The 24,490-nt window shown below is 46.7% G+C and carries 28 protein-coding genes; 17 read left to right on the top strand and 11 right to left on the bottom strand.

What is annotated here, in order from left to right; genetic code table 11:
* Nucleotides 1-40 precede the first annotated feature (40 nt).
* From QUB37_RS00270 to QUB37_RS00235, 8 genes are all read left to right on the top strand, one after another.
* Nucleotides 41-514 carry a hypothetical protein gene (locus QUB37_RS00270; protein WP_333158006.1) on the top strand — a complete coding sequence of 158 codons (474 nt, stop codon included), beginning with the start codon at nucleotides 41-43 and terminating at the stop codon, nucleotides 512-514.
* Between the two features lie 18 nt (nucleotides 515-532).
* Nucleotides 533-1,276 carry a hypothetical protein gene (locus tag QUB37_RS00265; RefSeq protein ID WP_333158005.1) on the top strand — a complete coding sequence of 248 codons (744 nt, stop codon included), beginning with the start codon at nucleotides 533-535 and terminating at the stop codon, nucleotides 1,274-1,276.
* A gap of 118 nt (nucleotides 1,277-1,394) precedes the next feature.
* Nucleotides 1,395-1,829, top strand: coding sequence for a ferritin-like domain-containing protein (locus QUB37_RS00260; RefSeq protein ID WP_333127201.1), 435 nt, complete (start codon nucleotides 1,395-1,397; stop codon nucleotides 1,827-1,829).
* A gap of 96 nt (nucleotides 1,830-1,925) precedes the next feature.
* Nucleotides 1,926-2,888: an FTR1 family protein gene (locus QUB37_RS00255; RefSeq protein WP_333158004.1), complete on the top strand. Its 963-nt coding sequence runs from the start codon at nucleotides 1,926-1,928 to the stop codon at nucleotides 2,886-2,888.
* A 795-nt stretch (nucleotides 2,889-3,683) separates the two neighbouring features.
* Nucleotides 3,684-4,421: a response regulator transcription factor gene (locus QUB37_RS00250; RefSeq protein ID WP_333158470.1), complete on the top strand. Its 738-nt coding sequence runs from the start codon at nucleotides 3,684-3,686 to the stop codon at nucleotides 4,419-4,421.
* A 550-nt stretch (nucleotides 4,422-4,971) separates the two neighbouring features.
* Nucleotides 4,972-5,466, top strand: coding sequence for a hypothetical protein (locus QUB37_RS00245; protein WP_445299998.1), 495 nt, complete (start codon nucleotides 4,972-4,974; stop codon nucleotides 5,464-5,466).
* A gap of 42 nt (nucleotides 5,467-5,508) precedes the next feature.
* Nucleotides 5,509-5,793: a hypothetical protein gene (locus tag QUB37_RS00240; RefSeq protein WP_333158003.1), complete on the top strand. Its 285-nt coding sequence runs from the start codon at nucleotides 5,509-5,511 to the stop codon at nucleotides 5,791-5,793.
* A gap of 142 nt (nucleotides 5,794-5,935) precedes the next feature.
* Complete coding sequence (locus tag QUB37_RS00235; protein WP_333158002.1) at nucleotides 5,936-6,451, top strand: transcriptional repressor; 516 nt, start codon at nucleotides 5,936-5,938, stop codon at nucleotides 6,449-6,451.
* Between the two features lie 149 nt (nucleotides 6,452-6,600).
* Here QUB37_RS00235 and QUB37_RS00230 read toward each other — a convergent pair whose 3' ends face one another.
* From QUB37_RS00230 to QUB37_RS00220, 3 genes are all read right to left on the bottom strand, one after another.
* Entirely contained in the window at nucleotides 6,601-7,452 is an 852-nt protein-coding gene (locus tag QUB37_RS00230) for an Npun_R2479 family HD domain-containing metalloprotein (protein WP_333044556.1), read from the bottom strand.
* 207 nt (nucleotides 7,453-7,659) lie between these two features.
* Nucleotides 7,660-7,863, bottom strand: a complete 204-nt coding sequence (locus QUB37_RS00225) for a hypothetical protein (RefSeq protein ID WP_333158001.1) — start codon at nucleotides 7,861-7,863, stop codon at nucleotides 7,660-7,662.
* A gap of 69 nt (nucleotides 7,864-7,932) precedes the next feature.
* Entirely contained in the window at nucleotides 7,933-8,055 is a 123-nt protein-coding gene (locus QUB37_RS00220) for a hypothetical protein (RefSeq protein WP_333158000.1), read from the bottom strand.
* 268 nt (nucleotides 8,056-8,323) lie between these two features.
* Between QUB37_RS00220 and rpsL the strand changes: the two genes are divergently transcribed.
* The 7 genes from rpsL (at nucleotide 8,324) to QUB37_RS00185 (ending at nucleotide 15,798) form a co-directional block, all read left to right on the top strand.
* On the top strand, nucleotides 8,324-8,704 hold the full coding sequence (rpsL, locus tag QUB37_RS00215; protein ID WP_006632197.1) for a 30S ribosomal protein S12: 381 nt from the start codon (nucleotides 8,324-8,326) through the stop codon (nucleotides 8,702-8,704).
* A 149-nt stretch (nucleotides 8,705-8,853) separates the two neighbouring features.
* Nucleotides 8,854-9,324, top strand: coding sequence for a 30S ribosomal protein S7 (gene rpsG, locus QUB37_RS00210; RefSeq protein WP_006632196.1), 471 nt, complete (start codon nucleotides 8,854-8,856; stop codon nucleotides 9,322-9,324).
* 345 nt (nucleotides 9,325-9,669) lie between these two features.
* Nucleotides 9,670-11,742: an elongation factor G gene (gene fusA / locus QUB37_RS00205; RefSeq protein WP_333157999.1), complete on the top strand. Its 2,073-nt coding sequence runs from the start codon at nucleotides 9,670-9,672 to the stop codon at nucleotides 11,740-11,742.
* A gap of 101 nt (nucleotides 11,743-11,843) precedes the next feature.
* Nucleotides 11,844-13,073 carry an elongation factor Tu gene (gene tuf, locus QUB37_RS00200; protein ID WP_333044561.1) on the top strand — a complete coding sequence of 410 codons (1,230 nt, stop codon included), beginning with the start codon at nucleotides 11,844-11,846 and terminating at the stop codon, nucleotides 13,071-13,073.
* Nucleotides 13,074-13,283: 210 nt separating this feature from the next.
* On the top strand, nucleotides 13,284-13,601 hold the full coding sequence (gene rpsJ, locus QUB37_RS00195; RefSeq protein ID WP_006632193.1) for a 30S ribosomal protein S10: 318 nt from the start codon (nucleotides 13,284-13,286) through the stop codon (nucleotides 13,599-13,601).
* A gap of 408 nt (nucleotides 13,602-14,009) precedes the next feature.
* Nucleotides 14,010-14,651 (top strand): LON peptidase substrate-binding domain-containing protein, encoded by a 642-nt coding sequence (locus QUB37_RS00190; RefSeq protein ID WP_333157998.1) that lies wholly within the window; start codon nucleotides 14,010-14,012, stop codon nucleotides 14,649-14,651.
* A 208-nt stretch (nucleotides 14,652-14,859) separates the two neighbouring features.
* The gene (locus QUB37_RS00185) at nucleotides 14,860-15,798 is read left to right on the top strand and encodes a PspA/IM30 family protein (RefSeq protein ID WP_333157997.1); all 939 of its coding nucleotides are present in this window, start codon (nucleotides 14,860-14,862) and stop codon (nucleotides 15,796-15,798) included.
* 33 nt (nucleotides 15,799-15,831) lie between these two features.
* On the opposite strand, the gene QUB37_RS00180 is transcribed toward QUB37_RS00185, so the two are convergent.
* Both QUB37_RS00180 and pheA read right to left on the bottom strand, forming a co-directional pair.
* Nucleotides 15,832-16,473, bottom strand: a complete 642-nt coding sequence (locus tag QUB37_RS00180; RefSeq protein ID WP_333157996.1) for a pentapeptide repeat-containing protein — start codon at nucleotides 16,471-16,473, stop codon at nucleotides 15,832-15,834.
* A 34-nt stretch (nucleotides 16,474-16,507) separates the two neighbouring features.
* The gene (gene pheA, locus QUB37_RS00175) at nucleotides 16,508-17,434 is read right to left on the bottom strand and encodes a prephenate dehydratase (protein WP_333157995.1); all 927 of its coding nucleotides are present in this window, start codon (nucleotides 17,432-17,434) and stop codon (nucleotides 16,508-16,510) included.
* Nucleotides 17,435-17,630: 196 nt separating this feature from the next.
* Here pheA and QUB37_RS00170 point away from each other — a divergent pair, with 196 nt between their 5' ends.
* Complete coding sequence (locus tag QUB37_RS00170; RefSeq protein WP_333157994.1) at nucleotides 17,631-18,209, top strand: DUF1997 domain-containing protein; 579 nt, start codon at nucleotides 17,631-17,633, stop codon at nucleotides 18,207-18,209.
* 145 nt (nucleotides 18,210-18,354) lie between these two features.
* Here QUB37_RS00170 and QUB37_RS00165 read toward each other — a convergent pair whose 3' ends face one another.
* The 6 genes from QUB37_RS00165 to pgl form a co-directional block, all read right to left on the bottom strand.
* Nucleotides 18,355-18,807 (bottom strand): FHA domain-containing protein, encoded by a 453-nt coding sequence (locus QUB37_RS00165; RefSeq protein ID WP_333157992.1) that lies wholly within the window; start codon nucleotides 18,805-18,807, stop codon nucleotides 18,355-18,357.
* Nucleotides 18,804-19,274: a hypothetical protein gene (locus tag QUB37_RS00160; RefSeq protein WP_333157991.1), complete on the bottom strand. Its 471-nt coding sequence runs from the start codon at nucleotides 19,272-19,274 to the stop codon at nucleotides 18,804-18,806. The genes QUB37_RS00165 and QUB37_RS00160 overlap by 4 nt, the downstream gene beginning before the upstream one ends.
* Nucleotides 19,275-19,533: 259 nt before the next feature.
* Nucleotides 19,534-20,271 carry a PRC-barrel domain-containing protein gene (locus tag QUB37_RS00155; RefSeq protein ID WP_333157990.1) on the bottom strand — a complete coding sequence of 246 codons (738 nt, stop codon included), beginning with the start codon at nucleotides 20,269-20,271 and terminating at the stop codon, nucleotides 19,534-19,536.
* A gap of 55 nt (nucleotides 20,272-20,326) precedes the next feature.
* Nucleotides 20,327-20,818: an FHA domain-containing protein gene (locus QUB37_RS00150; RefSeq protein ID WP_333034787.1), complete on the bottom strand. Its 492-nt coding sequence runs from the start codon at nucleotides 20,816-20,818 to the stop codon at nucleotides 20,327-20,329.
* An 82-nt stretch (nucleotides 20,819-20,900) separates the two neighbouring features.
* Nucleotides 20,901-21,692, bottom strand: a complete 792-nt coding sequence (locus QUB37_RS00145; RefSeq protein ID WP_333157989.1) for an FHA domain-containing protein — start codon at nucleotides 21,690-21,692, stop codon at nucleotides 20,901-20,903.
* Nucleotides 21,693-21,898: 206 nt separating this feature from the next.
* Nucleotides 21,899-22,618 (bottom strand): 6-phosphogluconolactonase, encoded by a 720-nt coding sequence (gene pgl / locus QUB37_RS00140; protein WP_333157988.1) that lies wholly within the window; start codon nucleotides 22,616-22,618, stop codon nucleotides 21,899-21,901.
* Nucleotides 22,619-23,095: 477 nt separating this feature from the next.
* Between pgl and QUB37_RS00135 the strand changes: the two genes are divergently transcribed.
* Nucleotides 23,096-24,463, top strand: a complete 1,368-nt coding sequence (locus QUB37_RS00135) for a hypothetical protein (protein WP_333157987.1) — start codon at nucleotides 23,096-23,098, stop codon at nucleotides 24,461-24,463.
* Nucleotides 24,464-24,490: the final 27 nt, after the last annotated feature.

Raw genomic sequence — 24,490 nt, 5'->3', positions numbered from 1 at the left:
CTGGCTAATTACCGATTCCCAAACTTAGGAGATTTTTGAAATGACTAGACAATTATCCCGCCAAAATTATGCGGGTAATGAACCTGTTTACGGGAAATTTTGGACTAAATTAAAACACTTTCCCAGCGGTTTAGCTGAAGGATCGGAAACAGCACCTAGTGTTTCCGGGCCGGCAGCAGCCGCAGTAATTAGTGCAGCAATTGGTTGTTTTACAATGATGGTGACTCACCACTTGTCAGACACATCGAAAGCCACAGAAAAAATTGTTTGGAATCTCGGTACTTGGATTCCCGGAAGCAAGACAGATAGCGAATTGTGGGGAAATATCGGCAGTTATACAGGCAAAGAAACTATGTTGCTTGTGGGTTGGCTGATCAGTTGGGCAATTCTCCATACTCTGTGGAAGAATAAGAACATTAAAAGCCGCACCATATTTTTCTGGATGTTTGCTTTGTTGGTTGCTGCCACAGCTATGTGCTGGCATCCTCTCTTTCCCTATTTGCCGTTAACTTAAGTAATGTGAGGTTTGATAATGGACGCAAAAAATAAGCCGATCCCAGCCAGGGAGATGCACAAAATAGTTTGGGTTAGCGTCGGAGTTTTAACTCTTTTCTTTATGACTTTTCCCATCGCAATGTGGCGCGTTAGCCAAAAAGAAAAGTTTCGCGGCTTTCACGTCAAGTCTTTCACAATCGAGGGGCAAAATCCCGCTAATGCTGTTGCTAATGCTGTTGCTAAGGGGCTGGCCCAACCAGCTATTGCCAGTAGCAGTGCGCTTCCGGCTGCAAATAATTCCTATTTAGCGGTTGACAGCCAAAAAAAGCTGCCTGACAAGTCTCCAAAGGTTGTACCTTTCACTAATACGTCTACTGAAACGGCTATTGCAAGTAGCCCTACAGATAAGACTGTCCAAGCTGTACCTGTATCAGCAGACCAGCAGGAAGTTCAGGCGGTGGATAGAACAAATCAGACAGCAGAAATTACAGATCGCGTAAAACTAGATGAGCTAGCTCTAAAAGTCTACGATCGCATTGATCAAAGTTGGCAAACTAGCCCTACGTTCAATCAAAATCTAGTCTATCGAGTCAGTACAAGTCAAGATGGGGCGATCGGCAATTTCGAGCCACTCAATCAACCAGCCAAGGATTACACCCAAGAAACTCCTTTGCCAAATCTGCTGAAATCTTCCGAAACTAGCAGCAGTAACAGTGCAGCACCAGTCGCTAAGTTTACTGTAGTGTTTGCTCCTACTGGAACCTTAGAAGTTAACCCCTAACTCACATACAACATCTATATCCGGTAAGGTGCGCCATCAGCACCTTACTTTTCATTTTTAACTTAAATGTGATATTATAAACAGCGCCCTCTAAGGCATTCTACATCTAAAACAACAAATGAAAGAACTTGACGAAAAAAAAACTCAGGAACTGCTATGCACCATCATGGAATGGGAGCTAGCAGGTGTCGTGCGCTACACTCACTATGCACTAATGGTGACTGGGCCAAACCGGATTCCCATCGTGCAGTTTTTTAAAGCACAAGCAACGGAATCCCTACTCCACGCCCAACAAGCAGGGGAAATTCTCACCGGTTTAGAGGGGCATCCCAGTCAGAAAATTGCTCCCATCGAAGAAACCTACAAACACGCCGTGAAAGACTTGTTGGAAGAAAGTCTAAATCACGAGAAAAAAGCGCTCAAAAAGTATAAATCTTTACTTGAAGTCGTGACAGACTCCAGCGTTTATTTGGAAGAATATGCCCGCAATCTAATTGGACAAGAAGAATTGCACCAAGTAGAACTGAAAAAAATGCTTCGGGATTATAGTTGATTTAATCATTAGTTAGTTGTTATTCGTTATTGGTTATTGGTTATTTCCAATGACCAATGACAAATGCCCTAGGCCAATGCCCCATGATTATAAAAAATGAATTTTAGTGAAGCCATACCAACTTTTGTAATTACCCTGCGCGAAGGCGTAGAAGCCGCCTTGGTCGTCGGAATTGTACTAGCTTGCCTCAAAAAAGCCGAGCAAAGTCACCTCAATTCTTGGGTTTATGCAGGTATCGCAGCCGGCATTGCTGCTAGCGGTTTTGTGGGTGTTCTATTCAATGGATTGCTGGCAGCACTATCAACATCAGAGCAGCCTTACGCACCAGTAATTAAACAGCTATTAGAGGGCGTGTTGGGCATTGTGGCGATCGCAATGCTAAGCTGGATGCTAATTTGGATGACTCAGCAAGCTCGCTTTCTCAAAGCAGAAGTTGAAGGAGCAGTTACAGCAGCTTTGACAGAAAATAGCAATGCCGGCTGGGGCGTATTTGGCTTGATTTTTATTGCCGTACTGCGCGAAGGTTTTGAAACAGTTATATTTGTCAGCGCTCAATTTCAACAAGGTTTAACTCCTGCTTTAGGTGCTTTGGGCGGTTTGACTGGGGCGGCAATCATTGGCGCGCTACTGTTCAAGTGGGGTGTCAAAATTGATATCCGCCTGTTTTTCAAGTTTATGGGGATTTTGTTGTTGTTAATCGTGGCAGGTTTGGCAGTATCTGCACTCAAGCATTTTGACCAAGCCGCGGGGATTTTGTCGCAGATGAATAGCAAGTATGCAGCGATTTGTTTTTATTACGATCGCCTAGCACCAGTCCACTCTTGTATTTTAGGGCCTATGGTGTGGAATGCAGCGGAAATTTTGCCCGATCGACAATTTCCCGGAGTGCTTCTTAAAGCACTCTTTGGATACAGAGATCGACTTTATCTCGTCCAAGCAGCCGCTTACACAATATTCTTAGCCACCGTCGGCGGTCTTTATTTCCAAAAATTAGGCTCTAAGGCGACTGTTCCCAGCAAAAATACTCAGCCAGCTCAAAAATCAACTCTTTCTCAGTAGTGCTGTCGGCTATTGTTACAGCTTATTTCACTGCTTTCACTGCTTCTGAGGTACCAAAAAAATTGCCTTATTTTCCAAAATCGGCCCAAAATTTTAGGGGTTTGGGATGGAATCTTTGACATTTGTATGATATTATTTAATAATGGGAATAGTGAATTTTTTTAAAATAAATATAGCAATCCTAAGTGATTTTCTCGCTCTGTAAAATCTGAAAGTCTTGCTATACAAGAAGTCTAGGAAGACAAGAGGGCGTTGTGTTGTGAGACTCAGATCGGATTGCTATAGTTAGATTTCTATTATTTAATAATACAGTCAAGAGCTAAAAAAAGCAAGGGCTAACCCTCAAAAAAAACAAAATTTTTCTCAACCTCACCAACTTTATAAATCACAAGTCGTAGAGTGGGCGATCGTCGAAAATATGTAACTTGCAGAGAGCAGAATTGGCAATGTCAGGCCCGCAAAGGTGCCGAGCGACACCTTTGGCGATGACCCACTACGAGCAAACAAACGCAGGGTGGCTCTAAAATCTCAAATCCCATCATCACTCGTCGCCACAGAAGTCGCGCCCGCAAACAAAAAACCTACTCCAGGCCAGATTTCTGGCGAACAGTCTTTCTGATACCGACTGAAGGCGCTTATAATTAATACAACAATTTTTACATAGCTCAAAAAGGTCTTAATCAACCTTATAATTCTTAAATGAAGCTTAAAATTAAAAAATTGCTTGTTAAAGTTACCTGGAACCCCCAGAAGGCTATAGCCTTCCCCATTCGGTTAGCGGTGAGATAAATAATGATGCCCCGGATACTTGTTATTGATGATGACGCGGCGATCGCCGAACTCGTAGCCGTCAACCTAGAAATGGCTGGCTATGAAGTCACCCAGGCAGAAGACGGCATCAAAGGTCAGGCACTAGCCATACAACTGCTCCCCGACCTGATCATGCTAGACCTGATGCTGCCTAGAGTAGACGGATTCACCGTATGTCAGCGTTTGCGGCGTGACGATCGCACCTCAGACATTCCCGTCTTGATGTTGACAGCCTTAAGTCAAACTCAAGACAAAGTAGAAGGCTTCAACTCCGGCGCCGACGACTACCTGACCAAACCCTTTGAACTAGAAGAGATGCTAGCCCGAGTGCGAGCTCTACTAAGGCGCACAGACCGCATCCCCCAAGCTGCCAAACACTCCGAAATTCTGAATTACGGCCCGCTAACCCTTGTCCCCGAAAGGTTTGAAGCTGTTTGGTACACTCAGACAGTCAAACTGACCCACCTAGAGTTTGAGTTGCTGCACTGCTTGCTTCAGCGCCACGGTCAGACAGTCTCTCCCAGCGAAATTCTCAAAGAAGTGTGGGGTTACGACCCCGACGACGACATCGAAACTATTCGTGTACACATCAGACACCTGAGAACCAAGATGGAACCAGATCCCCGCCATCCTCGGTACATCAAAACCGTATACGGGGCTGGTTATTGCCTGGAGTTACCTAACAACGAACAAGTAGCTGAAGAAACCAAATCCTCTGCTTGAGCTAGCGCGCCAGATACAACAAGCAGTTAATAATTCCTCTGCTGGAAAAGCCTGAGAGCATTTGCTCTCAGGCTTGGTTGTTTGGAGTTTGAGATGAATATGTCAACAAGTAGGCATTAACTCTCTTGATTCGGAAAAAAGCAATCCCGCACCCCCTCTAACCCTACTTTTAGAGAAGCTTGCCCGTAGGAAAGTACCGGATTTCTTTTTTCACCTTGTCTTTTCCGAGAAGATTGGATAGCTACTTAAACAATACTCTAACCATAATACTACTAATAATATTATTTATCAATAAATTTAGAGGTATTCCTTTAGCTGCTATTTTTGCTAACGAGAAGCCCAATTCCGCTCAAGCCCCAAAAACAGTCATAATCGTGATCTAACGATGTTTTTTCCTACTGATTTACATACCTGAACTCAAATCAGTGAAAATTTTTCTCAAATACCCCTTGACGAAACTCCTAAAATTGTTGATTATCTATATCAATAACCTGCAATCGCTGAAAACTCCCCTGACATCTTTCTCAAGAGGTAAATCGCCGTGACCAGCATGGCAAAATCCTTCCCAGCCGAAGGAAAATCATTTCCCAGGTGGGTCGGCAACGCCTGCTTAATCAACCTTTCCGGCCGTTTGCTCAGTACCCACGTCGCCCACGCCGGCCTCATCGTCTTCTGGGCGGGAGCCTATACCCTATTGGAGCTTTCCCGCTTTAATCCAGAATTGCCCATGTACAAACAAGGCTTAATCCTGTTGCCAAACCTAGCCAGGCTCGGCTTGGGCAGGGGTGCGGGAGGCAAAATTGTCAATACTGACCCGTACTTCGCCGTTGGCGCGATTCACCTAATCAGCTCAGCCTTTCTCGGCTTCGGCGGTATCTTTCACTCGCTCAAAGGGCCAGCAACCCTCGAAGCAAGAACTTCTTTCTTTGACTACACATGGGAAGACGCAGACAAAACGACCACCATCTTGGGCATCCGCCTAGTTTTGCTGGGTGTCGCTACCTTCTTGTTGGTGGCTAAAGCTATGTATTTGGGTGGTTTATGACTGTCTTTTTCTAATATTTATGTATTGCCACTTTGATTATTTTTGTGGAGTCTGTCCGTAACATTGCCAGAAGGAGTGCATCAAATCAAGCGCTTATATCCAATTCCTTGTTATTGCGATTTTGTTACTAACGACTACCGCCTCACCTTTACAGTATACCCGTGCGTTGCTGGTACTGAAGAGGCGATCGGTTGCACTAACTTTGAACCTAAGACTGGCTTTGCCAATGCTTATCAGCAACATTGCTCTAAACTTCACAAAAATTCCGCAGAAATACCGAAAACAACTTTTTTAGTTCCACTTTTAGCAAGGGGGATAGGTGGATAGCAGATTACCCTGGACTAAAGGGGGAGTCTAGATTTATATGGATTATCACGGAAAATATACTTTAGGAGCATCTAAAAAATAGCACGAATAAATAATAGATAATCCATGACAATCCTCGTTCAACTTTTTTATTTTTTCCGACATGAATTTATACAGTGCTAACTCACTCAAAGTCGAACTCAACCAAAGAGGCTGCCGCCTGACTCCCCAGCGGGAAACTATTTTGAGTGTCTTTCAAAATTTACCGCAGGGTAATCATTTAAGTGCGGAAGAATTATACAAGACTTTGCAGAATAAAGGAGAACGAATTGGCTTGTCTACTGTCTACCGAACGCTGCATTTATTAGCAAGGATAGGAATTTTGCGTGAACTAGAATTAGCAGAAGGACACAAACATTACGAACTGAATTTTCCCGAATTGCACTACCACCACCATCTGGTTTGCATTCAGTGTCACAAAACCTTTGAATTTAGCGATGAATCGATTTTTAAAATTGGCAAAAAGCAAGTTGAAAAAGCTGGGGTAGAACTGCTTGACTGTCAATTAACTGTGCGAGCTGTTTGTTTGGAAGCGCTACGGGAGGGATGGCCTTCTTTGGTACCCAGCAATTGGTTGTGTCCCAGATATCATTCTGAAATTGATGAGAAAATTAGTTGATTTGGATGGAATACAATTCGGTAATTGGTAATTAATCGTAATAGGTGATTTGTGCTTTTTTATTCGTTATGAGCTGTTAGTTATTAGCACCTACAAATAACCAATGACAACTGACAACTGACTGCTGACTGCTGAATTCACTTTTGCAATTAAGCAACCTCAGAATCGCAACGTTGGTGTTCCATCCGAAATATGTTAGCGTACAAACTAGCAACGATCTGTTTACCTTCCTGCGTCAACTGCAAGTAACCGAGAGATTCACTGATGTGAGGATAAATGCCGCTCCAGTAAAACTTAGAGTAGCTTTGCAGCAAGTCGCCCGGATGTCGATAGCCCAAAAGTTTAGTTGCACCGCTTTCTTCCAACTCGTAAAACAGCGCGCCAATTTTCTGCAAATATTGCGGGTTGCTGAGCTGACCTATCAAGTCAGCACCGCGAACTAAACTAGAGTAATTAACTGCATCCTCGTCAGTGTTGCCGTCAAGCACCGAGAAACGAGTCTGTTCTATGTTCTGCTTAATTATCTCAGCATTAATTAGCTTGTGGTTGCCGAAGCGCTCGTCAATGAACAATTTAGCTCTGTCAACTCGGTAAGGAGCTAGGCTGGCCGCTGTTGCACCGGGAGCAAGTGCAATTCTCATGCCATCTTTTCCCGTAGCATACAATCCTTCTGATTCTTGGTCTTGCCGGCAAACTCCTTTGACATATCCGATGTCTTGGCACAGCAAAGAAATGATGAAGTGCAGCCAATCTTCGCAGGAAACTCCGCCCTTGCGAATGTGTTTTCCCCGCAAGATTTCTTGACCGACTAAGCTAATGCAAATGGCGTGTTCTACATTGTGATAAAGAGCGTCGCTGTTGGCGATGTTTTCTAAGGCCATTGCCCCTACCCAGGCAATAATGTCAGCATAGTCTGATTTGTAGCCTCCGTAAGTGCGGCTGTACCCGTTCTGAAGTTGTTCGATGAAAGCCTCGATCAGCAGTTCTGTAGAATTAAACATACCCTGTCTTTTTACCTTAATATTTCCTTTTAAGAGCGGTGCATCTATTGGGGAGTCCTCTAATTTTATGGATGAGATTTTAGTTCACAACTCATGCACCCCGTGTGTACTGTGCTCCGTGGGTGGCAATCTCAAAACTCATTGACGCAGCTACGCCCGCGGTGTCACGAAGCCATCTCGCGCCCTGACTCAAAACTCCCAAGTAACTCAGTCCATCACTGACACCCATCCCCGCCGTACTGCATACAGCAGCCTGCTGACAATTTTTCGCTCCTCTGAACTTTTTAAACTGTGAGAATTAATTTCGTATTTAATTTGCTGGAACACAGTCCGATCGATCTTACTGGATTTCCAAATGTTCAAGTAAAGTTCGGAAATTTTATATTCAGGAATATAAGCTTTGGTTGTCATCTGCAGTCAACTCAATGTATATTTCTTATTATCCGGCAATTTTAGACAACTTTATGTGATGTAGATCGGCTATAGACTGTGATGCGATCGCAGGCTGGAGTTAATGCACTTCTCCTCACAATGGTAATTTGAGCGAAAAAGCTCGATATTGCGATCGTCATAAATTTTGCTGACGGCTGTGAAATTCATCATAGTTGCGCCTCAAATTATAGGATGTCACATACCATTCTCCCGTTGCGCTCGCCCCCTCCTAACTTGCAGCAAGGAAGAAAGGAAGTTTGAGCGCGGATCACGCAAATTTCTTGCCAAAGAAACACGCGTCGTGTATAATACAGAGTCTGGTATCCTCACTTACCCATAATTATTTTCATTCATCCCGTCCCCCGAGAGGGGAAGGGACTTTCAGTGCGGATACAGCCAAATCACTATATTCAGCAAAAAGCTAGAAATGCCGTAACTCATGCCCACTATTCAGCAACTCATCCGTTCAGCACGGGAACAAACGCAGAAAAAAACCAAATCGCCAGCTCTCAAGAGTTGCCCCCAGCGCCGGGGAGTTTGCACCAGAGTGTACACGACCACCCCGAAAAAACCTAACTCGGCGCTGCGGAAGGTGGCTCGGGTACGGCTGACCTCTGGTTTTGAAGTCACCGCCTACATCCCAGGGATCGGTCACAACTTGCAAGAACACTCGGTAGTAATGATCCGGGGCGGTCGGGTAAAAGATTTGCCCGGAGTTAGATACCACATCATTCGGGGTACATTAGACACCGCTGGGGTGAAAGACCGCAAGCAGGGTCGTTCCAAATACGGGGCCAAGCGTCCTAAAGAGAAAAAATAACACGGAACTCGCCCGATCGTCGGGGTTGGGAAGCAAAAATAAATTCGATCGCGCCGATCAATTAATTGCACGCTCGATCGTCATATATCCAAATGTGATCCCAAAACCCCAAACTCAATCATTCAAAATCAAAAATCCCAAATAGAACTATGTCTCGCCGCACAGTTATTCAAAAACGTCCAGTTCCACCAGATCCAACCTACAACAGCCGGTTGGTAAGCATGATGGTGAGACGGATCATGCAGCACGGCAAAAAATCCGTTGCCTCCAGCATCGTCTACGACGCCCTCAAAACCATCCAAGAACGCACAGGGGCTGAACCGTTAGACTTGTTTGAAAAAGCAGTCAAAAACGCGACACCCCTGGTCGAAGTCAAAGCCCGCCGGGTAGGTGGCGCCACCTACCAAGTGCCGATGGAAGTACGTTCCGATCGCGGTACCACCCTCGCCCTCCGCTGGCTGATCAGATTTGCCCGCGCCCGCACCGGCCGCTCGATGGCAGCCAAGCTAGCCAACGAACTGATGGATGCAGCTAATGAAACAGGGAGTGCTATTCGCAAGCGCGAAGAAACTCACCGCATGGCTGAAGCTAACAAGGCTTTTGCTCACTACCGCTACTAACTCCAACATAGGGCATGGAGAAGAGCGCGATCGTGCGGTATAAAAGCATCGGGTGAGAAATTGGAAAGTGTAAGTTTTGAGTGTTGAGATTGCTTCTCTTGGCGCAGTTGCGATTCGTGAAGCAAACTCAAAACTCTCAAAATCAAAATTCACGCACTCAAAATTCACGCACTCTCTGAATCCTCCATGTCGCATCCTTAATATTTTTGTAAACAAATCTTGCAAAAAATATTAAAATGTAACAATAAGCTCCAGAGACTTTTGTAAGTCGCTGGGGAGTGCAAAATAGGGTTACTGTGTAGTATTATAGTATTATAACAGCAACACAAGATTAAGGAGGTAGCTGTGGCACGTACCGTCCCGCTAGAAAAAACTCGCAACATCGGCATCGCAGCCCACATAGATGCGGGCAAAACAACAACAACTGAAAGAATTCTGTTCTATTCAGGCATGGTTCACAAAATGGGTGAAGTGCACGAGGGAACAGCAGTCACTGACTGGATGGAGCAAGAGCGGGAGCGGGGAATTACGATTACTGCCGCTGCTATCACCACCAGTTGGAAAGATTACAAAATCAACATCATCGACACTCCCGGACACGTAGACTTCACGATCGAAGTCGAACGCTCGATGCGAGTGCTCGACGGAGTGATCGCAGTGTTCTGCTCGGTAGGGGGAGTACAGCCACAATCCGAAACAGTTTGGCGACAGGCCGATCGGTACAAAGTACCGAGGATCGTGTTCGTCAATAAAATGGATCGGATGGGCGCAAACTTCTACAAAGTCTACGGCCAAATTCGCGATCGAATGAGAGCGAACGCCGTACCCATCCAAATCCCGATCGGCAGTGAAGAAAACTTCCGGGGAATTGTAGACTTAGTGCAAATGAAAGCCTATATCTACAACAACGACACGGGAACCGACATCGAGGAAGTAGAAATCCCCGATGAAGTAAAAGATCTCGCTGTAGAATACCGCACCAAGCTGATCGAGTCCGTAGCAGAAACCAGCGACGCCCTCACGGAGAAATACCTCGAAGGCGAAGAGTTAACGGAAGACGAAATCCGCTTGGCCCTGCGTCACGGCACTGTCGAAGGTACGATCGTCCCCATGTTGTGCGGTTCGGCATTCAAAAACAAAGGCGTTCAGTTGTTGTTGGATGCAGTCATCGACTATCTGCCCTCGCCCTTGGAAGTTCCTCCAATTCAAGGACTCCTGCCCAACGGCGACACAGCAGAGCGGTTTGCAGACGACAGCGCGCCGCTGTCAGCCCTGGCATTCAAAATCATGGCTGACCCCTACGGCCGCCTGACCTTTGTTCGCGTCTACTCCGGTATCCTCAAAAAAGGTACCTACGTCCTGAACTCCACCAAAGACAAAAAAGAGCGGGTTTCTCGCTTAATTGTCCTCAAAGCGGACGATCGGATAGAAGTGGAGGAACTGCGCGCAGGAGACTTGGGAGCAGCCTTGGGTTTGAAAGACACCTTCACCGGGGACACCCTCTGCGAAGAAGGAGCGCCAGTGATTCTGGAATCTCTGTTTATTCCAGAGCCAGTCATCTCCGTGGCTGTCGAACCCAAAACCAAACAAGACATGGAGAAGCTCTCCAAAGCCCTCCAGTCGCTCTCGGAAGAAGACCCCACCTTCCGAGTCAACGTTGACCCAGAGACAAACCAGACAGTCATCGCCGGTATGGGCGAACTGCACCTGGAAATCCTGGTAGACAGGATGCTGCGGGAATTCAAAGTAGAAGCGAACGTGGGTCAGCCACAAGTAGCCTACCGCGAAACCATTCGCAAAGCCGTCCGCGCCGAAGGTAAATTTATCCGCCAAAGCGGCGGTAAAGGTCAGTATGGTCACGTCGTGATCGAACTAGAACCCACCGAAGTCGGAAGCGGCTTTGAATTTGTCTCCAAAATTGTTGGTGGCACTGTACCCAAAGAGTACATCGGCCCAGCAGAACAAGGGATGAAAGAAGCGTGCGAATCAGGTATTGTAGCAGGATATCCCGTGATTGACCTCAAAGCTACTATGGTAGACGGGTCTTTCCACGACGTAGACTCCTCAGAAATGGCATTTAAGATCGCCGGTTCAATGGCGATCAAAGAAGCCGTGATGAAGGCGTCGCCAGTGCTGCTAGAGCCTATGATGAAAGTAGAGGTTGAAGTTCCCGAAGATTACATCGGGAACGTCATCGGAGACCTCAACTCGCGTCGGGGTCAGATCGAAGGTCAAGAGACGGATCAGGGTATAGCCAAAGTTTCTGTAAAAGTTCCACTAGCAGAAATGTTTGGTTACGCCACCGACATCCGCTCGAAAACCCAAGGTCGAGGCATCTTCACAATGGAATTCAGCCATTATGAAGAAGTGCCGCGAAACGTGGCTGAAGCCATTATCGCTAAGAACAAAGGGAACTAATGATTTTAGATTTTAGATTTTGGATTTTGGATTGAATCCAAAGTCTAGAATCTAAAATCTCAAGTCTAAAATCGCTAAAAGAAACAAGGAACAGATCAAGAATGGCACGCGCAAAATTTGAACGGAATAAACCCCACGTAAACATCGGCACGATCGGTCACGTTGACCACGGCAAAACAACTTTGACCGCCGCGATTACGATGACTCTCTCTGCACTAGGTCAAGCAAAGGCTAAGAACTACGCCGACATCGACGCTGCGCCAGAAGAAAAAGCACGGGGTATTACGATTAATACTGCTCACGTTGAGTACGAAACAACAGGTCGGCACTATGCCCACGTAGATTGTCCCGGACACGCTGACTATGTGAAAAACATGATCACCGGTGCAGCTCAAATGGACGGCGGCATCCTAGTCGTGTCAGCGGCAGACGGCCCCATGCCTCAAACTCGCGAACACATCCTGCTAGCTAAGCAAGTTGGCGTTCCCAGCTTGGTTGTCTTCTTGAACAAAGAAGACATGGTGGATGATGCTGAACTGTTGGAATTGGTAGAACTGGAAGTTCGCGAACTTTTGAGCTCTTACGATTTTCCTGGCGATGACATCCCCATCGTCACAGGTTCGGGATTGAAAGCTCTCGAAGCGATGCTTGCTAATCCTAAGACTGTCAAGGGCGAAAATGAGTGGGTTGACAAAATTTACAAGTTGATGGAAGAAGTAGATGCTTACATCCCCACCCCAGAACGCGAAGTTGACAAGCCTTTCTTGATGGCAGTTGAAGACGTATTCTCGATTACGGGTCGGGGTACTGTCGCCACAGGCCGGATCGAACGTGGAACTATCAAAGTCGGCGAAACAGTCGAATTGGTAGGTCTTAAGGACACTCGCAGCACTACGGTGACTGGTGTGGAAATGTTCACCAAGTCTCTGGAAGAAGGTTTGGCTGGCGACAACGTTGGTCTACTGCTGCGGGGGATTTTAAAGGCGGATATTGAACGCGGAATGGTGATTGCCAAGCCGAAAAGCATCATGCCTCACACTCAGTTTGAATCTGAAGTGTACATCCTCAAGAAGGAAGAAGGCGGCCGGCACACGCCCTTTTTCTCTGGCTATCGCCCTCAATTCTACGTCCGTACTACTGACGTGACCGGCACGATCGCACAGTTCACCGCTGATGACGGTACTGAAGCAGAAATGGTGATGCCCGGTGACCGGATCAAAATGACTGTGGAGTTGATTCACCCGATCGCGATCGAACAAGGAATGCGTTTCGCTATCCGCGAAGGCGGCCGCACCGTCGGCGCCGGCGTTGTTTCCAAAATCCTCAAGTAGGACTCGCATAACAGCCTAAATAGCAGAAAAGCCACCAAATGTCAATAGGCTTTTCTGCTATTTAGTGAGTAGTGAGTAGTTATAGGTTAGTGGCCAGTTGTTAGTAGTTATGAATTAAATGTTCAATAACAAATAACAAATGACTGCTGACTAATGACTAATGACTAATGACTAAAAATAAACTGAACCTAGAAAATTCAAGAAACAAAAATGGCAACAATTCAACAGCAAAAAATTCGCATTCGCCTCAAAGCTTTCGATCGCCGGATTCTAGACGCATCCTGCGAAAAGATTGTAGATACAGCAAATCGGACAGCAGCCACAGCGATCGGCCCGATTCCCCTACCGACAAAACGGCGGATTTATTGCTTGCTGCGATCGCCCCACGTAGACAAAGATTCTCGCGAACACTTTGAAACCCGCACGCACCGACGCATCATCGACATTCACCAGCCATCGGCCAAAACAATTGACGCTTTGATGAAACTGGATTTGCCAGCCGGCGTAGATATCGAAGTCAAGCTGTAGATTGACTTATCGAAAACTCGGAAAGAAGGAACAAAGATTAAATAAATTGTTCCTTCTTTTTGTATAAATTTCCCTAGTAATTAATTATTAGGTGTTAGTTATTAGTTAATAATCAGCAATAATTTCTGCTTCGACACGATATTAAATAATTATTCTTAATTAAGGCGCGCTCACTACAAAAACGCTCCTTTAGCAGTCGCTATCATCGCCTTCAGCATCACTTAGTTTAGCAAAAAGGTATATTTAACATTTTGACGAAATAACGCCTTTGTCAAGCTGCCAGCACCGGATATAGCGAGTCGTCGCTCCCGTTGCGAGCAAAAAAGCCCGATCGCTCCTGCCCCGGAATTGCCTTTAATCAGTTAAAGTAAGAAAAATAAGCGCAAGTACCGTCACTTTTGAGCGACAATGGCATCCTCTTCCTCTGTAGCAGTTCGCGAACTCCCCTTATTTCCGTTGCCGGAAGTGGTTCTATTTCCAGGTAGACCGCTGCCGCTGCAAATCTTCGAGTTTCGCTATCGAATCATGATGAATACGATTCTGGAAGGCGATCGGCGTTTCGGTGTACTCATGTGGGACCCCAACCAAAACAAAGTCTCTGCCGTTGGCTGTTGCGCCGAAGTGATTCACTGCCAACGCCTGCCCGACGACCGCATGAAAATTATGACTATCGGGCAGCAGCGGTTCCGAGTGCTCGACGCCGTTCGGGAAAAACCGTATTTAGTCGGTCTAGTAGAATGGATCGAAGACGAACCGCCGCAACAAGACCTCAGACCTTTGGGAAAAGATGTCGAACAACTGCTGAGAGATGTAGTTCGCCTCTCCAGCAAATTGATGGATCAGCCCATCGACCTGCCCGAAGACATTCCCAGTTTGCCTACAGAATTGTCCTACTGGGTAGCCAGCTACCTTTACGGCGCAGCGACAGAACAGCAAACTCTTTTAGAATTGCAAGATACTGCTGCGAGATTGGAACGCGAAACCGAAATTTTGACTTCTACTCGCAATCACTTGGCAGCCAGGACTGTACTTAAAGATACCCTCAAGTAGCCAATTGGCCTAGGAAAAAGCACGATCGGTTTGACCTGCATTGAAGAAAGAATTACACACAAATCATTCGATTTTCGATTTTTGATTTTCGATTGACTGATGAACTAAGGGTTTGGATCGCGCGCCTAAAGTTCCATTCTTGTTGGGAACTGGTATCTGTTTAATTCTTAACTTCAAACAGGTTGGGATAGGTTCCTTATAGCAGTAAATGCTTGTGTTAGACAATCACGACCAACCGAAACCATACGATGCAGTTAGAGGCGGTCAACTGCCACCTCCTGTGGGCGGTGTAGTGCTCGGCGGACTAGCAGGAGTTAAACATCGGCTGTCTAGTTCTGTCAACGAACATCGAATCGCCGCCCTGAGAGAGACATTTAATTACGGCGATACTGGCTTAAAAATAGTCATCAAGATTTGTCAAAGCGAAACAGGGCCAGTGCAGCGGGCGGCCTGCGATTTGCTTCGACAAAGGCTGAATTCGATCGCCCGCGAAAAATTACAGGCCTTTGTAGCTTCAAGTTCAGATTCAGAAGCTGAGGTAGACAGCACGGAAAAAATATTAAAGCACTCCTCCGGTGCAGTCTCAGAAAAAAATTACGATCGGCAAATGTCCGAAGCACAGTTAATATTTGAGACAATTACGCAGCAGATGGAACCAAATTTGTTGCTATTAGAAGCACTGGTAGCCTCTGTAGAACGGGAAGAATTTACCAGCGAACTGATGAATCTTTGGGAACTATTAATCTTAGAAATTCAGGAACCTCTCAAAGAACTGCGTCAGGCTGTTGGCAGTGCGATTTCCGCCCAACTGCGGATTCAGTGGCTGTACAATCAAGCTGAATCTCAAGCCAACCAGTGGCAGCAGCGAGCTTTGCTAGCTCTTCAGACACAGGATAAGAATTCAATCCGCCTCGCCGTGGTTCGCCAGCAGGTGCAAGTCGATCAGGCTGCAGAACTAAAAATTGACTTAGACTACCAAACTGTGCGAGTAGAAAATCTTAACCGCAATTTGCTGGCTTTGGAAAGTAAGATTGCTCAAGCTAATTCCAAGAAAGAGATCCTCAAGATGCAGCTTCATTTTGCTAAGGTACAGCAGCAAATAGACTTCACTTTCAGCCAAGTCAATAGTATATTTTTTAGTCCTTAGTTGTCGGATTCTGCGGTTATATATTCCGTAATCTCAAACTTGTCTGACGCAAAAATGTATTGCTCCACTTAAAATTGCCTTATCTAACTTAGCTCCGTCCAGATTAGCACCGCATAAAAATGCCCCGCTCAAATTAGCACCGCTCAAATCAGCACCGCTCAAATCAGCGCCCTCAAGGTTACTTTCACACAAAAAAGCGTTTCTTAAGTTGGCTTTCTTCAGACTCGAACCCCGCAGTTTAGCCTCACTTAAATTTGCTTCTTCGAGGTTTGTATTGTCCAAGCAAGCATCTAGGAGGTTTGCTTCCATCAAGTTCGCTTTTTCCAAGTTTGCTCCACTCAAATTAACACCAATCATTTTGGTGTCGCTCAAGTTTGCGTTTTCTAAGTTTGCTTCAATCAAATCAGCTCCTGTTAATCTTGCGAAAGTTAGATCGGCTCCGCTCAGGTTAGCTCCATTTAGGTTGGTCATCACCAGACAGGCATTCTTGAGCTTGGCACCTATTAAGTTTGCCCCCCTTAAGTTGGCCAGGGCAAAATTTATTTCCTTGAGATTCGCACAGGCTAGATTAATATGAATTAGGAAAGCTTCTCGCAAAGAAGCCTCTTTCAAGTTGGTTTCATGAAAATTTCTTTCTCCGGCTGCGTATCGCTTGAGAAGTTCATCCGCATTCATCTCACCAGCCTCCTAAGTTTTACTTAAAAATAAATTATACTACTGACAGTACATTGTAGCAACCAAATATTTTTAAAGTTTCTGTGTGATTTTTTAATTCTTCGAGTGCCGAGCGAACAAATGCTTGACAGGCGTTAGCTTCAACGTCCATAAAGAAAATATATTCTCCGAGCGATCGTTTAGTCGGTCTAGATTCAATCCGACTTAAATTAATACCGCGACTGGCAAATACTTGCAAAGGTTTTACCAGTGCTCCCGGCATATTGGCAGGTACGCTGAAAGCTAGTGAGGTATGGGTGCAATTAGACGATGAAGCATCGAGGATCAACTTAGAAGCAGATTGTGTAATGGATTTAAGGGATGATCCCTCCCCTTGTTCTACGTTGGCGATTTCTCCAAAACTCCTGCTGAGTACCCAAAATCGAGTGTAATTATCGGGATAATCATTAATGGGTTGAGCTAACACTGGCAAATGGTAAAGTTCAGCAGCTCTTGGCGAAGATATCGCTGCTACATTTGTATCTTCCAGATATTGCAATGCTTCCGTGGTTGAATTTGCCGGAATTAATTGAGCTGAGGGAATAAACTGCCCCAACCATACCTGACACTGAGCTAGCGCTTGCGGGTGAGAGTAAACTTTGTGAATCTCGTTAAAATTTTTAGCATTAGACACTAGCGCGTGGGAAATTGGCAAAACTAAGGCGTGTTGAATGCGGAGTTGATCGAGTCGCCACAGTGTATCTAAGGTGACAGTCACGCTGCCTTCGATCGAATTTTCGACGGGCACAACTGAATAGTCAACCTGCCCTACGGCAGATGCCTCTAGCGCTTGGGAAATGGTGGAATAAGGACACAGGGTGCATTCCAAGTTAGTTTCCAGGCTCAACCAATTGACATAAGCTAGAGCCGCTGTTTCTGCATTTGTACCAAGAGGGCCGAGATGTGCGATAGAAATTTTCATTTAGAGGCAATTTTAGGTTACAAATGTTTGCTTTACTCTCATCAGCTACGAAGTATGATGAAAAATTAGCGATGTCCCGAAAGCTTTTATCAGTGATTTCTCGGATGACATGGCTGGGTTCGCGACGTATGTCACCTTAAAAAAGGTGATACTTTATTAAGATATACTTAGGAATCCTATATTTTGATATTTTCTCATGTATACCCGCTTTAATTCTTCCCAATCAGTTGAGCTCGCCGTACCAGAGGAACGGGTTCCCATTCAACATTATCTGCGCCAACCGAGGCGACTGGTGAATGCCCTTGTCGATCAAAGTCGCACAGAACAGCTAAACGATGACTGTTTCCGCCTAAAAATGCGACCGTTACAATTTATGATGCTGAGCATTCAACCCACAGTAGACATGAGGGTGTGGGCCCAGTCGGATGGCACAATCAATTTGGAGTCCGTCGCCTGCGAAATTCGTGGCGTGGGTTATATCAATGATCGCTTTGCTCTCAATCTCAAAGGAAAGCTTTGTGTACACCAAAGCAGCGGGGTAGCATACTTAAAGGGAAAAGCGGATTTGGAAGTGCAAGTAGAATTACCGCCGCCGTTTTGGCTGACGCCCAAACCCATTTTAGAAGCAACGGGGAATGCTTTGCTTAAGAGCGTACTGCTGAGCGTGAAACAGCGGTTGATGCACCAGTTGCTCTTAGATTACCGCCGCTGGGCAAACAGCGAAAGTGAGCTAACATCGATCGATCTCCCCCCAATCTTATCTTTAGAAGGGTGAAATCCTATTAGAGAACCTGTTAATTAGTGTATAGGGATATGTAGGCACAAATCAGGCTACTTACCACAATATTAGTTAGACGCTCGAATTGGGCATCGGTCGCTTTTTTGGAACTAGCAAGCAGGGATAGATAGATAGCTGTCGGTCAGTCAAGATCGATTTGAGTCAGCCCTCCAAGTTCATCGTCTTCGATTATTCCCACGCCCCCAGGCCAAGCTGTTGACCTGTCTTTTGAAACTTCGTCCTTTTGGCGGAGTTCTCGCTGCGGTGGCTTGATTATTTTGCCCGGTTGATTCGTGGCGCCCACCCTAATCCGGATTTTTGGCCCGGAATTGCCCAAGCGAATGGTCATCCCGTCTGCGACTGACACCTGAGCGATCGGTCTATCATCTACATAAGTGCCGTTAGCACCAAAATTAATAATTTCCCAGCCATGGGCGTGATTCCAGAGCTCTACGTGGTGGCGGGAAACTACAGCGCTGTAAATAATTACATCATTGTCGTTCGATCGACCGATCCGAACCACCGGTTCGGATTCAAAACACCAACTTTGAACTGGGACAGATTGGATAGGATGTAACAGAGTTAAGGTAATCACGGATGTTTTGACACTCCACCGCCAGACAGAAACGGGGATACTTCTAGAGAGATTTTTTGGGAGAAAACTGCAAAAACTTTGATTTTTAAAGGCGTCGTCAGTGCGCCACTATTCCCTCTATCTGCCCTAAAAGTCGAACTTTTGGCTGCTTGAGGAATTTGAACAAACTTTTGAGGGTTAGCTTTTGGCGCAGGCGCAAATTTTTGCTGTTCTCGGTAACAACCAAACACGATGTTATTAATCGGGTGAACTTCCCAGTGATGGACAGCGGTTTTAACCGCTTGATTAATTTGGTCTGTGACGGAGCGATTCTGCCGATGGGTGAGCCGCTCAATTCGATCGGCCAAATCACCCTTTTCCCGCTGATGAACCAGAGCATTTAACTCAGACCCGTGCTGGTTGCACCGCTGATTCGAGTTTTCGATCGGGCGACAGTCACTGCTCAACGACTCGCTGTTTATAAACAAAGAACTTAACCAATTATTAATCCTGGGGTCTCTAGATAAAATACTTGTTGATTGTATCAAACAGCATAGATCATTTTGAGTTGCTAACATTTTCCTTATTGATGCGATACCTTTAAAATACAATGCTTTGAGCAGCACTGGAATTTTGAGCGACCACGCCTCAATCTCTGATAGCGAAAATACCGATCGACCTTCCTCGCGCGCGCCACCCCAAAATGTGCTCGGAAATTAGTCGCAGGGCGAGCAGGAAGGCCAAACTTCAGCTCAAATCTGACTCAGGCGGCTCCGGGTTCGGCCCTGGCGGGACAGATTCTTGCCTTTGCCGCTTCAACTCTGCAACTTTTTCTTGAGCTACATCCCTGACTTCGAGAGCTTTATCTTGGAATTTTTCCGCCAGACTTTGAGCGCCCCGCTTCACGCCTGCCACATTTTTGAGAGTTCTGTCGAAATCTTCGTGTAAAAACTCTGCTACCAGACCGACTTTTTTGTGCAGTCCCTCCGCGTACTGCACTGGCTCCGATACAGCAGCTTCAGAGACGATCGCCCGCTTGCTGCCGATGGTCGAAATAGCTGCCACAGGTAACAGGTAAATGTCGTCTAAAACGCCACGCCAGCCGCTCGATTTAAATAGGTAGTGGGTGACTGAACCCGTCCGGGCATCAAATAAGTAGTCAACCACTGCACCTGCCTTATTCCCAGCGTCCGTGAGCACCTCCAGCCCGATCGGACAAACAGCTTGTTCCGGCTGATGCAATTCCGGCAGTTCCGGGTTAATAGTGACAAAAACATTTTCCCCCACCGTATCAACTTGCGCCCAAGCGAACCAAGTTTTTTTGCTGCCCAAAAGTCCCGACTTGCAAGTAAAGCCGATCGCCCGTTGGGAGTGAGCATCTAGCCAAACCCGATCTACCCTGCCGACCTCTTCCGCCGTTCTGCGGTCGATGGTGCGGCGGCCCTGCAGTTCGCTGCGCCTAACAATCTGTGGTGATGTACTCATAAATAAACTCCTGAGTGCCGCCTTTGAAAAATGTCGATCGTCCAAAGAAGCCGATTTAATATTCTTCTTCCGAATAATGGCGATTATTATCTGCCTCGGTTAACTCCTCCTCTTCCCTGGAAGTGCCAACTTCTTTTTGGTCGGGAACAGGAATCGTGCTAATGTGCACGCCGCCCGAGGGAGCGTTAATTTCCTTAGCCTCCCTGGGCTTGACGCTAATTTGTCCTAACTGGACTGAGGACTGATTCGGGCCTACGTTGATTTGAATTTTCGGACCTGAGCGAGCCAAGTGAACGATCAGACCGTCCACAATGGGAACCTTAGCGATCGGCTTACCATCGAGGTAAGTGCCGTTGGTACCTAAATTGATCAGTTCCCAAGTTATGCCGCTGCGCCGCAATTCGATGTGGCGACGAGAAACCACAGCGCTAAAAAGAACGACGTGGTTTTCGGTCGAGCGCCCGATCCGCACGACCTGCTCGTCTTCAAAGATCCAACTGCGGACGGGTATAGACTGGAGTGGATGTAGCAAGGTCAGCTTAATCACATTGGCAGCATTGAGTTTTGGTAGAGCGCCTCAAGATGCGATTTTAGATTTTAGACTTTCGATCGCCCAATCCAAACTCGCTCTAAGAGATTTGAAATAAAAATGTAACCAGGTCTCCTTTGCCCAGAGAGATGCGGTCTCCCGGTCGCAACCGGTGGCGGTTTCCCTTGGGTAGCGGAGTATTGTTGACGTAAGTGCCGTTGGAACTGCCTACATCTTCTAGGTAGCAAGCATCTCCCTCCACCCGGAGATTTGCGTGTACCCGAGAAACTATCTCAGAATTAGCAAATCCCGAAACATCAATATCCGGCGGCACTAAGTCATTTGGCTTGCCTATGTGAACCACAGACAGACTGTGAGGCAATTCCATCGGCGTATTTGTCTGAACGTGTAGCAGGCGGGCCGACTGCTGTTGCAGTTGAGTTTTAGCTACACCTGCTGGCTGTGGACCCGGAACCGGAGGAGAGATATTTACTGGTGTTGCCACCGATTCAGTTGTAACAGGAACCGAGGGCGAAGGCGGGGGATCTGGAATCGTCGGAATGCTGGCGGGAGTTTTTTCCAAGTTGAGACCCTTATTCAGGGTAACTAGAGGTTCCATGGCCATCAGGGGTTCGGGTGACACTAAATCGGGCGCCGGTGACGATACCACTGTGGGGCCTACAGGCGAGGGGGACGGTACTGTCACCTCAACTTCTGGAACTATGGAACCCGGACGCAAGTTAAAGCCACACTGGCCGCAAAATGCTGCATCTGTCTGAACTGCTGCACCGCAGTTTGAGCAACTTGCGGTAACAGGTAAAGGCGTGTAGCAAGCCTCACACTGGCTGGCCCCGTCGGGGTTCTGGTGATTGCAATTGGGACAGACAATCATCGATTTCTCCTTGCTATCGGCCAGATTTTCAAATCAGCCTCATAAAAATACTCGTGTATATGGTCAAATTTTAACTTTAACCGCCACAATTCTTATATTGCTTCGCTAATACTAGCAACTGAGCTGACGCTGTGACGTTAGCTGTGATGGGCAAGATTGAGTTAGTGATAATGCTGACTGTGTTGGCACGCTTGCGGCTCTGTCGGCTATTTTACTGTTTCGCCAGCCGCCGCATCGAGCAGCCACCAAAGTTCGCCTTCTGGTTGAACGAGTCTGGCTGGATAGGTCATTTCGTCGGCTGCGGGGGCAAAAATTTGAGCTAGGGCGGGTTGTTTGCTGGCTCCTGCGACCATGAAGATGACGCACCGGGCGCGGTTGATTAAGGGGACTGTAAAGGTAATGCGGGGTTGACCGTCTTTGTTGCCGACAGTTACTAGGGCATCGCGGACTTCCAAGGCTGCTGTGCCGGGAAATAGAGAGGCTGTGTGGGCGTCGTCTCCTATGCCCAATAAAATGATGTCGAAGGCAGGAAACTGGCCCTCGGATACTTTGAAGAACTGCTGCAATTCGGTTTGGTGCGCCTCCGCGTCTGCTGCGGGGTCGCCGGCGCCTGTGGGCATGGGGTGGATGTTGCTGGCGGGGATATTCACTCGATCGAGCCACGCGAGGCGCGCCATTTTTTGATTGCTGTCTGGGTGTTCTGGGGGAACGTAGCGTTCGTCGCCCCAGAAAACGTGAATTTTCTCCCAAGGCAGGTCTTGGGCTGCGATCGCTCTGTAGAGTGGTTCCGGTGTGCTTCCGCCCGCTGCTGCGATCGTACAAAGTCCGCGTTCGGCTATGGCTTCTGAGATTTTCGACAGCACAATCTCCAGCGATCGATCTATTAGTTGTTCCCGATTTGCTAATACTTCAACTACTTTTTTCATTAATTTCCTCTCAACTTTCCTATTCGTGTTGTTCTGGGCAATTGCCAATTTTACCTTGACATTTTGGTTTGACATTTTGGTTTGAGGTCGATCGGCTGACAGACCCGGCAGGCCGCGCACAGCACCCCATAAAATTTTATCATCTTATGCCTATTGATTTAAGGAAAGCAAGACATATTTCTACCAGTGCTTTATGGATTTTCACCGGTTGCATTGAGCTTTCGCAACTTTCAATCAAAAGTTCGATCGTACTCCGAGCATCTCTGCAGAAAGTAAAAAGCGTTTTTTGGGACTCCGATCCGTCCCGCACAGCAAAGTCTATAAATATAGCCAGCCTGACGATCGCACACCGACAGTAAAAGCCCAACCGAGATGCTCCCGATCCCACTTACCCCGGCATAGCAAAAATAATCAAGATTGATGTGGTAGACTAGGAAAAATAGTTTTAAATCCGCACGCTCGGAAGGAAGCAAAACTATGTCAATTTTTAAGCGATTTCCTACATCAGTCCGCTATCTAATAGCGCGGTTGCGCCACTGGACGCAACCTGCGGTTTGGGCTCCGTTAGCCGTGCTCTGTGCAGGGGGGTTATTTATCTGGGAGGTCTCTGTAAATCCAGAAAGGTTGAGTATAGATGGCGAAGAAGAACCAGCCTCAAACACTCCAGCTTCGCTATCGGGACTATCTGCTGAAGATACTGCCATTGCGGCTGAAATCGACAGCTCACCAGTGCTAGTCAATCAGTTTAAGGGCTCTACTGCTTCTGAACTGAACTTGTTAAATTCATCAGTAGTAAAAAGCAAAGGTTTATTCGAGGAACTTCGAGATCGGGACTTAGAAAATCCTCAGCCATCTTCAGCCTCCAAGCGGGTAGGAAGCAGCGGATTGGTCCCCTTGCCAAATTTAGCAAATTCTGCTGTCGAGGCCGGAAACAATAACCCCCAAAATTCCAGTTTGCCAAGTTCAAACGCAACATCAGCGTTGAGTTTATCTGGCAGTGGGAGACTGACTTCCGAGATAAAAACGATCAAGCCTGAGTCTGGGGGTACAGCAACAGCAACTTTATCGCAGGCGTCGAGTGATGCTAATTCAGATAAACAAAACGAAAATTCTCTGCCTTTGAGTCCGCTGCAAGCAGCTATGAAAAAATACGTCGTTGCTAACACTTCGGCAACGGCGGCTTCGCCTGAGAAAACGGCAGACTCGGCTACATTGCTCGATCGACCGGCTTCCGATCCGGCTGCAGGAAATGCGACAAATTTGCTCCCAACGACCGCTACTGCTCAAAGTGGAGCAAATCCTGTGAATGTTCCCACAGCACTTCCCCCAATTGTGGTTCCGACAAATACTGTGAGCAAGGAATCTCAAGAATTCTTAAAACCGACAGCTACAGTCCCTGAATCATTGGGGGGGTTAAATTCCAGAGTACCGAACCTCTCCGAAATTAATGCAGGGGCTGCAACGGTGGCTTTGCCGAAAAACCCCTACCAAACTAATTTATCTGGCTCAGGCTTCGCACCTGAAGTTCAACCTGTGGCACTTCCAGTAGCCATACCTTCGCCAACACCTCTACTTCCAAATGTCGGTCCATCTCCCTTTCCGAATGGGATTGGGGGAAGCAAGATAATTAGCCCTCAATTCTCTCCCAATTCAGCGAATTCTCAATTTCAAACACCTCCACCGAGTCAGCTTAATTTGCCGGATCAGCCTAACTTTGGAGTTGTTCCCCAAAACACAAATCAGGGCGTGCAGCCCATTCAACCTCAAACTTTTGCTACACCCCGCTCCTTGGCTCCGGGACGCTACATTGGCGGTGGCCAAATCAATACTTTTTCTAATCCTTAAATGAAGGAAGTTCGGCCACGAAAACGA

This window comes from Microcoleus sp. AT3-A2, assembly GCF_036705685.1.
In the GTDB taxonomy this organism is placed as follows: Bacteria; Cyanobacteriota; Cyanobacteriia; order Cyanobacteriales; family Microcoleaceae; genus Microcoleus.
Note: the sequence above shows the minus strand (reverse complement) of the source record. Positions and strands in the feature narration are given on the sequence as shown.